Raw genomic sequence first — 12616 nt, forward strand, 5'->3', positions numbered from 1 at the left:
GCCCCGCACAGTCACTGTGCGGGGCCCCTCCACGTACGCGGGCAGGAGCAGGGAGTTTCAAAGGCTCAATGGCCTTGTGCGGCAAGCTCCTTGGCGGCCTCGGTGAGGTCCTTCGCGGTGTCGATCGCCCGCCAGTACGCGCCCTGGGGGAGCGGGAAGCCCGCCAGGCGCTTCTCGCGTGCCAGGCGCGGGAACGTGGTGCGCTCGTGGTCGCCGAGGTCCGGCAGGAGCGCGGTGAAGGAGGCCGAGAAGACGTACACGCCCGCGTTGATGAGGTACGGGGACGGCGGGGCCTCGATGAAGTCCGTGATGTGGCCGAACGTGTCGGTCTCGACGGCGCCCCACGGGATGCGGGGGCGGGCCAGGGCGAGGGTCGCGGTGGCGTCGCGCTCGGCGTGGAAGGCCGCCATGTCGCGCAGCGAGAAGCGGGTCCAGATGTCGCCGTTGGTCGCGTACCAGGGCTGGTCCACGTGCGGGAGGTGGCGGGCGGCGTACTTGAGGCCGCCGCCGCGGCCCAGGGGCTCCTTCTCGACGACCGTGGTGACGTTCAGCGGGAGGTCGGCGGAGTCGAGCCACTCCTGGAGGACCTCGGCGAGGTGGCCGCAGGAGACGACGGCGTCCGTGACGCCCTCCTCGGCGAGCCAGGCAAGCTGATGGCCGATGATCGGGGTCCCCGTGCCGGGGATCTCGACCATCGGCTTGGGCCGGTCGTCGGTGTACGGGCGGAGGCGCGAACCCTGGCCTCCGGCCAGGACGACAGCCTGCGTGGGCTTCAGCGTGGTCATGCCCGAAACCCTACGCGGCGGTACGGGCAGGGCCGCTCAGCCGTTCTGGTGGGCGGCCACGCCCGTCGCGAAGGACGTGTCGCAGACGGGGCGTGCGTACGACTGGGCGCGGCTGGGGCCGTAGGCCTGGACGGCGGCGCGGCCGAGGGCGCGGGCGATCGCGACGCAGTGGCGGGCGAGCGACGGGTGGCGGTTCACCTCCTGCTGGAGGTGCGTGAGCGCGACGCCCGGGTTCTTCTCCTGGAGCTCCATGAGAAGGCGGTCGCGCAGGACGTCCTGCGGGGCGCGGGACTTGGCGGGCTTGGAGAGGTCGTCGGCGGATGCGGTGAGCATCGAATCCGAGGAATTCCCCGACCAGTTGACGCTGGTGACCGCGAGGGTCCCGGAAAGCACCAGCATCACGGGCAGGACGAGGGCGAGCGTGCGGCCGATGCGGCGGGCGGGGCCCCGGTGGGCTCGGCGCGGCTTCTGGGTGTAGTTGGCGGAGTGCGTCACGCGTGTGAGCGTAGCGCTCGGTGATGATTTGGCGACATTTAGTCACTCGGTCGAGCGACAGAGAAGAAGGTTTCCCCTGTGCGGTGTTGACGCCGGAGGGGCGAAATGACCGCTGTGCCGGGGTATTTGTCGACAACCCGGGGTTGCCCTTGAACGTACGCAAAAACGTGCGCGGCAACGCATGCAAAGGGCCCCGCACCGAAGCGCGGGGCCCTTCAAGGGAGTTGTGCGGCCCTCGGCCGTCGACTCGGCCGTCGACTCGGCCGTCGACTCGGCCGTCGACTCGGCCGTCGACTCGGCCGTCGACTCGGCCGTCGATCAGCGTCGACTCGGCCGTCGGCGATCAGTCGCTGAGGCGCTCGCCCGTCGACGTGGAGAACACGTGGGTCTCGCCCGGACGCGGCACGACGTGCAGCTGGGCGCCCTTGTCCGGGACCTGGCGGCCGTTCACGCGGACGACGAGGTCCTTCTTCTCGCCGCCGACCTCGGCGGTGCCGTAGACGTAGCCGTCGGCGCCGAGCTCCTCGACGACGTTGACCGAGACGGCGAGGCCGGCCGGGGCGTCCTCGGTCTCCTTGGAGAGGGACTTCGCGGCGGCGCCGTTCTGCTCGACGACGTCGAAGTGCTCCGGGCGGACGCCGACGGTGACGGTGCGGTCGCCGCGGTCGGCGGCGGCGGACAGCGCCTCGCGGTTGACCGGCACGACCGAGTTGCCGAACTTCACGCCGCCGTCGGTGATCGGGACCTCGACGAGGTTCATGGCGGGGGAGCCGATGAAGCCCGCGACGAAGAGGTTCGCCGGGCGGTCGTACATGTTGCGGGGCGAGTCGACCTGCTGGAGGAGACCGTCCTTGAGCACGGCCACGCGGTCGCCCATGGTCATGGCCTCGACCTGGTCGTGGGTGACGTACACGGTGGTGATGCCGAGGCGGCGCTGGAGGCTCGCGATCTGCGTACGGGTCGAGACGCGGAGCTTGGCGTCGAGGTTCGACAGCGGCTCGTCCATGAGGAAGACCTGCGGCTCACGGACGATGGCGCGGCCCATGGCGACTCGCTGGCGCTGACCGCCGGAGAGCGCCTTGGGCTTGCGGCCCAGGTACTCGGTGAGGTCCAGGATCTTGGCCGCGTCCTCGACCTTCTGGCGGATCTCGGCCTTGTTGACGCCGGCGATCTTCAGGGCGAAGCCCATGTTGTCGGCGACGGTCATGTGCGGGTAGAGCGCGTAGTTCTGGAACACCATGGCGATGTCCCGGTCCTTGGGCGGCAGGTGCGTGACGTCGCGGTCACCGATGCGGATGGCGCCGGCGTTCACGTCCTCGAGCCCCGCGAGCATGCGGAGCGAGGTGGACTTGCCGCAGCCGGACGGGCCGACGAGTACGAGGAATTCGCCGTCCTCGATCTCGATGTCGAGGCCGTCGACGGCGGGCTTCTCGGAACCCGGGTAGATCCGGGTCGCCTTGTCGAACGTAACAGTGGCCATGGTGAGGGCCCCCTTCACCGGCAGGAACGTGCCGGACGATCCGAGTAGAGGGAGTGGTGTAGTCCACCTGGGTGAACTGCTCGTGACCGTACCCCGGAGCCCCGCGGTCTGTCAGTAGTCGGCGTCCTGTGACCTTCGAGGAAATTTTCGACGGCTGTCCGGGCGGTGTTGGTTACACTGCACGGGCGCGTCCGTACGGGGCCGCGCATGCCTCCTTAGCTCAGATGGCCAGAGCAACGCACTTGTAATGCGTAGGTCGTCGGTTCGAATCCGACAGGGGGCTCGGTGCGGCGAAGGCCCAGGTCACCTCTTTGGTGACCTGGGCCTTCGCGTTCTCGGGGCTGTTCGTGGCTAGCCGGTCGGGGGGGGCGGTGGTGTTGCGCGGTTCCGGCTCGGTGACGGTGAAGGAGCCGTGGGAGAACTCCCAGCCGCCCGCGATGACGCTGACGTGCCGGGTCCCTGCGGGGACCTCCGTCAGGTCGAGCGTGGCCTTCAGCGTGGCGCGGTAGGACGTGGCGGAGGCCTTCTCCGGGAGGCCGAGGCCGAGGCCGAGGCCGAGGACGGAGGGCTTGGCCGGCTCCGAGGGCGATTCGTTCACGCCGCAGACGTGGCCGCCCGGGATGGTCGGGGCGCAGCCATTGGTCCACGAGCTGTGCGCCGTGCGTCTCGCAAAAGGGCATGGTTCAGGCAGCGGGCCCCCCAGGCCGAACAATGATCGGGTGACCGTGGCACGAGGGTGTGACGACGGGCCTGGAGGGGCTACTGATTTCAGACGGGTACGAGTACAGGCACGAACACGGGTACGGAAGCGGCGCGCGAGGCCTCAGCTCCGCCCCGCCACCTTGTCCGCCCACTGGGCCAGCCGCGACGACTCCGCGGTGTGCGTGGTGAGTTCGCGGCGGTCGGCCGCGTGGTACGTGGCGTACATGCCGTGGACGCCCAGCCAGCGGAAGGGTTCGGGTTCCCACTTGCGGACCTTGTGGCCGACCCAGGGGAGTGTCGTCAGGTCCGTGGGGCCCGACTGGCCCGAGTCCTGTTGGACCAGGTCGCGCAGGGTGCGGGCGGCGAGGTTGGCGGTGGCGACGCCCGAGCCGACGTAGCCGCCCGCCCAGCCGAGGCCCGTGGCGCGGTCCAGGGTGACCGTGGCGCACCAGTCGCGGGGGACGCCGAGGACGCCGGACCAGGCGTGGGCCACCCGGACGCCCGCGAGCTGGGGGAAGAAGCGGGTCAGGATCGAGTGGAGGGACTCGATCGTGGTGGGGTGGGTGCGGCCGTCGTTGTCCGTCTTCGAGCCGTAGCGGTACGGGACGCCTCGGCCGCCCAGCGCGATGCGGTCGTCCGCCGTGCGCTGCGCGTACATGTACGCGTGGGCCATGTCGCCGAGGGTTTCGCGGCCCTCCCAGCCGATCGACTCCCATTGGGCGGGCGACAGAGGTTCCGTCGCGATCATCGAGGAGTTCATCGGGAGCCAGGTGCGGCGCTGGCCCTTCAGGGACGCCGTGAAGCCCTCCGTGCAGCGCAGGATGTAGGGGGCGCGGACTGTTCCGTAGGGAGTCGTCGCGTGCTTCGGCCTGATCTCCGTGACCGGCGTCGACTCGTGGATCGTGACGCCGAGCGACTCGACGGTGTCCGCCAGGCCCTTGACCAGCTTCACCGGGTGCAGGCGGGCGCCGTGCGGGGTCCAGGTCGAGCCGACCGCTCCCGCCACGCGCACGCGCTCGGCCGTCTCGCGGGCGCCGTGCAGGGTGCGGTCCTTCTCGCCGTACGAGAGCTCCGTGTGGTGGAAGGCCTTCAGGCGCGCCAACTGGGCGGGGGTGTAGGCGACTTCGAGGACGCCTCCGTGGTGGATGTCCGCCTCGATGCCTTCCGCCTTCGCCGCGCCGATCACCTCGGTGACCGTGTCGTTCATGGCTTGTTGGAGGCGGACCGCGGCCTCGTGGCCGTGCAGCTCGGCGTAGCGGTCGCGGCCCGCGATGCCGTTGTAGAGCCAGCCGCCGTTGCGGCCCGATGCGCCGTATCCGCAGAACTTCTGCTCAAGGACGGTGATGCGGAGGAAGGGGGCGGCCTTCTTCAGGTAGTACGCGGTCCACAGGCCGGTGTAGCCGCCGCCGACGATGCAGACGTCCGCCGTGGCGTCCGAGGTCAGGGGCTCGCGGGCCGTGGGGATGCCCTGGTCCGCGTACCAGAACGATATGCCGCCGTTGATCGTGCCGACCGTGCCGCCGGTCGCGTCGCTCGTGCTGCTCATGGGCGGACGTTACTGCGCAGGTGGGGGCCGTGGGCAGGGGGTGGTGGCGGGCGGTGGGGCCTTGGTCCCGAGGGGTGGGTCGTTCGCCGGTCGGGGCGCGGGATAGATTCCGATACTTTGAGCGTTACGTGTCGAAATCCTGGAGGGCTCTACTCATGGCCGTACACAAGGCCGGACGCAAGGCCGGACGCGTCGCCGCGGCGGTGGCAGCGGTGACGCTGATCGGGGTGGCCGCGTCCGCCTGTGGTCCCGACGAGGACAAGGGCGGCGGCACCGTCAGCGAGAAGCCCGCCGCGAAGTCCCCCGGTTCCGATGCCCCGGAGGCCGAGGCGCCGCCGGCGTCCAGTGCCCAACTCGCCGATGTGCCCGCCTCGGTGAAGGGTGGCGTGATCACGGTCGGCGACCCGAAGGCCAAGCATACGGTCAAGGTGTACGAGGACCCGCGCTGCCCCTTCTGCAAGAAGTTCGAGGAGGGCGGGGCCCAGGCACTGGTGAAGCCGGTGGCCGACGGCAAGGTCAAGGTCGAGTACACGCTCGCCTCGTTCCTCGACAAGAACCTCGGCGGCAGCGGCTCGGTGAACGCGGTCAACGCGCTGCGGGCGGCCGCGGAGGCCGGCAAGTTCCCGCAGTTCCACGCCTCGGTCTTCGCCAATCAGCCGGAGCACGAGACGGACGACGCCTACACGCCCGCCTTCCTGCTGAAGATCGCCGACAAGGTCGACGGGCTGCGCGGCGGCGCCTTCGACAAGGCGGTGACCAACGGGACGTACAAGAAGTGGGTCGGCGAGGCGATGACCTCCTTCACCGACGACGGCATCCAGGGCACGCCGAGCGTCTTCATCGACGGCAAGAAGCCGGACGGCAACTCCCTGTACGAGCAGGCCGCCTTCGCGAAGGAGCTCAAGAGCGCCGGGATCTCCTGAGCGCCCACGGAGCGGTGGGTACGGCATCCCGCGTCAGCGGGAAGCAGGCCAGGCCGATCAGGACCGACGTGAAGTGGCCCAGATCGGTGAAGGTCCTGCCGGTGACCAACGGGGTGCCGTACACCGCGAGGACGATGAGCACGTACCCGTACCGCCACGGCTTCGGCACCCAGTAGGTGAGCACCGCGACCACGCCCGCCAGTGCGTAACTCACGCCCACATCAAGGGTGTTGACGGACGACCGCGGCGCGGCCCCGTGGTGGATCGCGAGCGCGAGGACGCCCTCGCTGATGAGCGTGGCGAGGACGTGCGCGAGTGCCGCCACCGCCAGCCAGCGCCAGGTGCCGAGCCAGCGCTCGGCGGTGGCGTGGAAGAGCGAGTACAGCACGGCGTACGGCAGCCAGCTGCTGCCGTCGATCCAGAACGCGCTGGAGATCAGCACCCGCACCGGGTTGCGGGACAGCTCGTGGATGTTCGTGGAGCGCTGGCGCAGGAACTCGTCCTCGAACTCCGGCGACATGTGGTGCATCGCGACGGTCGTGACGAAGAGCGCCGCCAGCCAGAGGTAGGTTCCCGGGGCGCTGCGGACGTAGGACCGGATCGCCTGGGACGCGCGCAGGAAAGGCGCACGCAGGGAAGGCGCGCGCCGGAAAAATGACATGTGCCGATTCACGCACGCGGTTAGGGTCGCGAGTGTGATCGACATTCGCATTCCGGACGAGCTGGTCGAGTCGCAGCACATGTACGCGGGGGAGCCCGGCCGGGCCTTCATCGCCGCGCTGCCCGACCGCGTGAACGAGATCGTCGAGCGCTGGGACCTCACGCTCGACGGCGGCCCCATGCACGGCATGGCCGCGCTGGTGCTGCCCGTGGTGCGCCGCGACGGCACGCCCGCCGCGGTCAAGTTCCAGCTCCTGGACGAGGAGACCGAGGGCGAGCCGGTCGCGCTGCGGGTGTGGGGCGGGGACGGGGCCGTGCGCCTCCTGGACTACGACGACGGCACCGGCACGATGCTGCTCGAACGCCTCGACTCCGGGCGGATGTTGTCGACGATGGCCGACACCCGCAAGGCCGTCCTCGTCGTCGCCGAGCTCCTCGCCAGGCTCACCGCCGGGCCCGCCCCGGACGGCATGCGGACGCTCGGTGACATCGCCGCCGAGATGATCGACGATCTGCCCGGCACCCTGAAGGCGATCGCCGACCCGGCCGAGCGCGCGCTCGTCGAGCGGTGCGGCGGAGCGGTTCGCGAGGTCATGGGCGAGCCCGGCGACCGGATGCTGCACTGGGACCTGCACTTCGAGAACGTCCTGGCGAGCGACCGCGAGCCATGGCTCGCCATCGACCCCAAGCCGCTCGCCGGCGACCCCGGCTTCGACCTCTGGCCCGCCATCGACAACCGCTTCGAGCCGGACGAGGTGCTGTGGCGCTTCGACGCCATGACGGAGGTCCTCGGGCTCGACCGCGAGCGGGCGCGCGCCTGGACGCTGGGCCGCGTCCTGCAGAACGCGATCTGGGAGGCCGAGGACGGGCGGCCGATGGAGCCGGACGACATGGAGATCGCCCGGCGGCTCCTGGGGCGGTGAGCGGTCCGCATACCCTGCGGCCATGATTCGTACCGCAACGCCTGCCGACGTCCCCGTCATCCACGCCCTGGTCCGTGACCTCGCCGCGTACGAGAAGGCGCCCGACGAGGCGAAGGCCACCGAGGAACAGCTGCGCGAGGCGCTCTTCGGGGAGCGGCCCGCCGCCTTCGCACACATCGCGCAGGACGACGCCTCCGGCGAGGTCGTCGGCTTCGCGCTGTGGTTCCTGAACTTCTCCACCTGGCGCGGGGTCCACGGGATCTACCTGGAGGACCTCTATGTGCGCCCCGAGGCGCGCGGCGGCGGGCACGGCAAGGCGCTCCTCACCGAGCTCGCACGGATCTGCGTGGAGCGCGGCTACGAGCGCCTGGAGTGGTCCGTGCTCGACTGGAACGAGCCGTCGATCAACTTCTACCGGTCGCTCGGGGCGCTGCCCCAGGACGAGTGGACCGTGTATCGGCTGACCGCCGGCGCGCTCGCGGAGCTCGGCGGCCGTTCTTAGTCCTCAGGTGCCTCTCGGCTCCCGGAAGTTCCTAGAACTCGTCCACGGTGTGCGGCAGTTGAACCGTCCGCAGGGCCCCGTCCAGTGCCGCCGCCGCGCCCGGCGTGTGCTCCGTCGCCAAGCCGGCGCGCACGAAGGCGTCGATCTTCGTGCCGCCCAAGTAGCCCGCCGCCAGGTCGCGTACGTCGATGGTGAGGTCCGCGGGGGCCTCCGTGGCCTCGTACGCGCAACCGTCCGGGGAGGCCGTCAGGCGGTGGCGGCCCGCGTTGGCCGGGAGGCGGTCGTCGACCACGTCGAGGACGACGTCCACCGGGGCCGCCCATGAGCGGGACTCCAGCGCCTTGCGTACGTCGACGAGGCGGACCCACAGGGCCGGGAACTCGCCCGTGACGCGCACCTGGTCGCGGTCGGCGGCGAAGAGGTGCAGCGGATCGTCGAGGGGGCGGCCCCAGGCGCGGATCAGGCCCGTCAGGTCGATCGACGCGAGATAGCGCCAGAGCGCGGCGGCCGCGGCCGGGGTGTCCGCCTCCAGCTCGTCCAGGCGGACCAGACCGGGGGCGTCGTCGCGGGTCTTGGTGCGGTAGATCGCGTAACCGGCGACGGGGCCCGCGTGGTCGCCGAGGACGACCACGCGGGGCGGCGACAGCTCGTCGTCCTCCTCGTCCTCCTCCACCAGCCACTCCTCGCGCCACCACGCCTCGCCGCGCGCGAGGCGGCCCGCGCGGTCGGTGCGGGTGCGGTCGTAGTACTCACCGAGGAGGTCGGGGGCGTCGGACGGGTCGACCAGGCGCAGCGGGCGGTCGTCCGGGGTGATGCGCAGGGCCAGCGGGCGGCGGGAGTCGATCTCCACGGTGTGGCCGAGGGTGGCGGGGCCGAAGCCGAACCTGCCGTAAATCGCGTCCTCCGACGCCCACAGCGAGGCGATCGGGGCGCCGTCCGCGGCCGACCTCGCGAAGAGCTCCGCGAGCATCCCGGAGAGCACGCCCCGGCGCCGGTGGGTCGGCGCCACGGAGACGAACGTCAGGCAGGGGCAGGGGAGTTCGCCTCCGGGGACGGAGACCGTGAAGGGGAACGCGGCGAGGAAGCCGACGAGTTCGTCGCCGTCGTACGCCCCGATGCGGGTGCAGCCGAGCAGCAGGTCGTGGTGGTGCTTGCGCTTCTCCTCCTCCGGGCTCTCGTGGAAGACGAGGTACGCGAGGGAGAGGGCGCGGTCGATGCCCGCTTCGGGGATGTCGCGGAACTGGATGCGGGGCGGGACAGGGGGGTGGACAGGTTCCATATCCATATAACGGACGGTAGTTCCCGCATGTCGTGAGGGCACCTGGATTTCGGGGTCAGGTGTTCAGGGCCACGGTCACGGGATCAGGACCACCTTGCCCATCGTGCCCCGCGTCTCCAGCGCGCGGTGTGCCGCCGCCGCCTCCGCGAGGGGGTAGCGCTGCACGGCCGGGGTGAAGTGGCCCGTCGCCGCCTCGGCGAGCGCGGCCAGCTCCAGGGTGCGGACGGGGTTGTCGCCGCCCGCCCTGGCCATCATCGCCGGGCCGAGGACATTGACCTGTGTGATGCCGCGCTCGGCCAGCTCCTCCTCGGTGAACGTCAGCGCCTCGCCGTCGTGCAGGCCCTTGCCGGACCAGCCGAAGACGACGTGGGTGCCGCCGGGGCCGAGCAGGTCGACGGCGGCGAGCCCCGCGTCGCCGCCCACGCCGTCGAAGACGACGCTGGCACGGCGGTCGTCGTGCTGTTCCTTCAGGTACGCGCGCACCTCGTCCGGCCATGCCGGGTTCTTGTAGTCCACGGCGAGGTCCGCGCCGTTCGCGCGCACGCGGGCCGTCTTCTCCGGGCCGCCCGCGAGGCCGATCACCGTGGCGCCGCGGTGCTTGGCGTACTGCGTGAGGAGCGTGCCGATGCCGCCCGCTGCCGCGGGGACGAGGACCACGGATTCCGGCGTGAGGTCGGTGAACTGGAGGATGCCCATCGTCGTACGGCCCGTGCCGATCAGGGCGACCGCCTCCGCGAAGTCCAGGTCGTCGGGGAGCTCGTGCAGGCGGGACGCCTCGGTGACGGTCTGCTCGGCGTAACCGCCGGGGGCGAAGCCGATGTGGGCGACGACGCGCTTGCCGAGCCAGTGGGCGGGGACTCCCTCGCCGAGCTCGTCGACGGTGCCGGCGATCTCGCGGCCGGGAACCGTGGGCAGGGAGGGGAGTTGGGGCAGCGGGCCCTGCACGCCCTCGCGGATCGCGGTGTCCAGGAGGTGCACGCCTGCCGCGGCCACGGTGACGCGGACCTGGCCCGCGGTGGGCTCGGGGGTCGCCGTCTCCTCGTACGTCAGGTTCTCGGCGGGACCGAAGGCGTGGAGGCGGATGGCGTGCATGGTGGACTCCTCGGATGTGCTCTCGGCCTTGCGGCCGGGCTGTTGTCCTGACACTCCTCAGCTTTCAACCTGAAGTGGACTTGAGGTCAAGCCTCGCCCTGGTCAGTGCCAGCGACACGGCCTCGACCGCGCTGTTGAACGACACCTCGGAGAGCAGTCCCGGCGCCGCCACCTGGTCGCCCGCCAGGTACACGTCGTTGCCGCGGTCGATCGCGGGGCGGTCGCGCCAGGTGGTTCCGGGGCGGTCGAGCGCGCCGGTGCGGCCGTTCGCGACGGAGGCGCGGCGCCAGGTGAGGCGGTCGCGCCAGCCGGGGCAGCCGAGGTCGAGGAGGTGCTCGGCGCGGGCCACGCCGTCCGCCTTGGTCTCGTCGGGGGAGAGGGGGATCTGGGCCTGGACGAGCTGTTCGCCGGCGGGGGCGAGGGTGCGGTCCTGGGCGGTGAAGCGCTCGACCCAGCCCGTGCGGTCCAGGTCGGAGACGGCGAAGGCGTCGCCCCTGCGGGTGCGGAACGCCACGTCGACGAGCGTGGTGCGGCCGCTCTCCCACTGCAGGGAGTCGTCGCCGAGGATGCGGCGGGCCGACGCGAGGGAGGTGGCGATGACCACCGGGCCGTCGTGGGGGAGGTCGGCCAGGCTGTCGACGCGGGTCAGCGTCTCCGTGCGGACGCCCAGGTTCCAGGCGAGGGCGGCCATGCGGTCGACGACGGAGCCCCAGCCGCCGCGCGGGTAGTGCGCTTCTGGGGGCAGCTTGGCCGCGCGGCGCAGGCGCTCGTGCACGAAGCGGGCGGAGAGCGAGCCGGGGTCGTGGTGGAACGTGGCCACGGCGACGTAGTGCGCGGCGGCGCGGGCGCCCTCCTCGCCGACCTGGCCCGTCGCCCAGGTCATGAAGTCCTGCTCCACCGGCGCCTGTTCGGTCTTGCGGCGCAGCAGCTTGAGCATGGCCAGGGGCGGGGTGCGGCGCAGGGTGCCGTGGTGGTGGAGGCGCAGGCGGGTGCCTTCGAGGGGCGGGATCGGGGCGAGCGGGCCGATGAGGTCGCGCTGCTTGAGCCAGGTCCAGTGGGGGCCGCCGTTGTAGAGGGCGTGGGGGCCCTCGTTCGTCTTGTACGTGCCTTCGGCGGTGCGGGCGCGGCCGCCGAGGGTGTGGTGCGCCTCGTGGAGGGTGACGCGGGCGCCTGTCTCGGCGGCGGTGATCGCGGCGGTGAGGCCGGCGAAGCCGCCGCCGACGACGGTGATGCGGGGGGCCGTGGGCCTGGGCCCGCCGGTCCTCCTGCGGGTGGTGTCGCGCATGGTTCGGGCTCCCTGAGGTCGGTGTTGGGGGGCTCGTTCCTTGGACGGTCCGGAGGGCGGCGGATGTGACATCGGGTGGATGCGACATCGGGGCGTTGTCAGTGGGGGCGTGCAGGATGGGGGGATGGCGGAGAAGGCGAATACAGCGAGGGCGCCGAGGGCGCCGAGGGGTGCGCAGGTGGTCAAGGCGGCTCGGCGGACCGAGGTGCGGTTGCCTCCGCTCCGGCCCTTCGGGGGAGGGGAGTTGGAGCCGGACGGGGACTATGACGGGGTGGAGTTCCGGGGGCTCGACCTCGGCGGGCAGGACGGCGGCGGGGCGCTGTTCATGGACTCCGCGCTGGTGGGGTGCGGGGTCGACGAGACCCGGCTGACGCGTGCGCGGTTCATGGACTCCGTCCTCACGGAGCTGCGAGGGGTGGGGACGGATCTCGTGGAGGCGTCGCTGCGGGACGTCGAGGTGGTGGACGCCCGGCTCGGTGGCGTGCAGTTGCACGGGGGCGTGCTGGAGCGGGTGGTGGTGCGGGGCGGCAAGATCGACTACCTGAACGTGCGGAAGGCGCGGCTGCGGGACGTGATCTTCGAGGGGTGCGTGCTGGTGGAGCCGGACTTCGGCCTCGCGTCCCTGGAGCGGGTGGAGTTCCGGGACTGCGCGCTGCGCGGGGTCGACTTCACCGGGACACGCATGAAGGACGTGGACCTGCGGGCCGCGGGGGAGCTGGAGGTGGCCCGCGGCATCGACTGCCTGTCCGGCGCGGTGATCAGCCCCGGCCAACTGATCGACCTGGCACCGGCGTTCGCGGCGCAGGTGGGGGTGCGGGTGGCTGAGGCGGGGTTCTGAGCGGGGTTCTGAGAGGTCGTTTTCTTCTGGAGTGCGTTGGTATCTCCGCAATTTGGCCCGCTGATGAACTGGTGTGGGTGGGGCTCACGAGCTGGTCATGCTTGTT

12 protein-coding genes and 1 tRNA gene are annotated in these 12616 nt (G+C 71.4%); 5 read left to right on the forward strand and 8 right to left on the reverse strand.

What is annotated here, in order from left to right; translation table 11 throughout:
• Positions 1–65 precede the first annotated feature (65 nt).
• The 3 genes from AB0B50_RS44395 to ugpC all read right to left on the reverse strand — a co-directional run bounded on the left by AB0B50_RS44395 (position 66) and on the right by ugpC (position 2760).
• Positions 66–785, reverse strand: a complete 720-nt coding sequence (locus AB0B50_RS44395) for a nucleotidyltransferase family protein (RefSeq protein WP_362343743.1) — start codon at positions 783–785, stop codon at positions 66–68.
• Between the two features lie 36 nt (positions 786–821).
• Positions 822–1280, reverse strand: a complete 459-nt coding sequence (locus AB0B50_RS44400) for a hypothetical protein (protein ID WP_362343746.1) — start codon at positions 1278–1280, stop codon at positions 822–824.
• A 343-nt stretch (positions 1281–1623) separates the two neighbouring features.
• Positions 1624–2760, reverse strand: coding sequence for a sn-glycerol-3-phosphate ABC transporter ATP-binding protein UgpC (gene ugpC / locus AB0B50_RS44405; RefSeq protein ID WP_362343749.1), 1137 nt, complete (start codon positions 2758–2760; stop codon positions 1624–1626).
• Between the two features lie 209 nt (positions 2761–2969).
• Here ugpC and AB0B50_RS44410 point away from each other — a divergent pair.
• Positions 2970–3043, forward strand: a tRNA-Thr gene (locus AB0B50_RS44410).
• Positions 3044–3583: 540 nt separating this feature from the next.
• Here the strand turns inward: AB0B50_RS44410 and AB0B50_RS44415 are convergent.
• Entirely contained in the window at positions 3584–5008 is a 1425-nt protein-coding gene (locus AB0B50_RS44415; protein WP_362343751.1) for an FAD-dependent oxidoreductase, read from the reverse strand.
• Between the two features lie 155 nt (positions 5009–5163).
• On the opposite strand from AB0B50_RS44415, the gene AB0B50_RS44420 reads away from it, so the two are divergent.
• Positions 5164–5931, forward strand: a complete 768-nt coding sequence (locus AB0B50_RS44420) for a thioredoxin domain-containing protein (RefSeq protein ID WP_362343754.1) — start codon at positions 5164–5166, stop codon at positions 5929–5931.
• Here the strand turns inward: AB0B50_RS44420 and AB0B50_RS44425 are convergent.
• The gene (locus tag AB0B50_RS44425) at positions 5909–6592 is read right to left on the reverse strand and encodes a rhomboid-like protein (protein ID WP_362343756.1); all 684 of its coding nucleotides are present in this window, start codon (positions 6590–6592) and stop codon (positions 5909–5911) included. The two genes, AB0B50_RS44420 and AB0B50_RS44425, sit on opposite strands and share 23 nt — an antisense overlap.
• Between AB0B50_RS44425 and AB0B50_RS44430 the strand changes: the two genes are divergently transcribed.
• Together AB0B50_RS44430 and AB0B50_RS44435 are read left to right on the forward strand one after the other, a co-directional pair.
• A complete protein-coding gene (locus AB0B50_RS44430; protein ID WP_362343759.1) occupies positions 6591–7514 on the forward strand; it encodes an aminoglycoside phosphotransferase family protein in 924 nt (307 codons plus the stop codon). The two genes, AB0B50_RS44425 and AB0B50_RS44430, sit on opposite strands and share 2 nt — an antisense overlap.
• Before the next feature lie 22 nt (positions 7515–7536).
• Positions 7537–8016, forward strand: coding sequence for a GNAT family N-acetyltransferase (locus tag AB0B50_RS44435; protein ID WP_362343762.1), 480 nt, complete (start codon positions 7537–7539; stop codon positions 8014–8016).
• A 31-nt stretch (positions 8017–8047) separates the two neighbouring features.
• Here AB0B50_RS44435 and AB0B50_RS44440 read toward each other — a convergent pair whose 3' ends face one another.
• From AB0B50_RS44440 to AB0B50_RS44450, 3 genes are all read right to left on the reverse strand, one after another.
• Positions 8048–9301 carry a GNAT family N-acetyltransferase gene (locus tag AB0B50_RS44440; RefSeq protein WP_362343764.1) on the reverse strand — a complete coding sequence of 418 codons (1254 nt, stop codon included), beginning with the start codon at positions 9299–9301 and terminating at the stop codon, positions 8048–8050.
• A 69-nt stretch (positions 9302–9370) separates the two neighbouring features.
• Entirely contained in the window at positions 9371–10387 is a 1017-nt protein-coding gene (locus AB0B50_RS44445) for a zinc-binding dehydrogenase (protein WP_362343767.1), read from the reverse strand.
• A 64-nt stretch (positions 10388–10451) separates the two neighbouring features.
• The gene (locus tag AB0B50_RS44450; protein WP_362343770.1) at positions 10452–11672 is read right to left on the reverse strand and encodes an FAD-dependent oxidoreductase; all 1221 of its coding nucleotides are present in this window, start codon (positions 11670–11672) and stop codon (positions 10452–10454) included.
• A gap of 124 nt (positions 11673–11796) precedes the next feature.
• Between AB0B50_RS44450 and AB0B50_RS44455 the strand changes: the two genes are divergently transcribed.
• The gene (locus tag AB0B50_RS44455) at positions 11797–12510 is read left to right on the forward strand and encodes a pentapeptide repeat-containing protein (RefSeq protein WP_362343773.1); all 714 of its coding nucleotides are present in this window, start codon (positions 11797–11799) and stop codon (positions 12508–12510) included.
• The last annotated feature ends 106 nt before the right edge of the window (positions 12511–12616 follow it).

Source organism: Streptomyces sp. NPDC041068 (genome assembly GCF_040647455.1).
GTDB lineage: Bacteria > Actinomycetota > Actinomycetes > Streptomycetales > Streptomycetaceae > Streptomyces.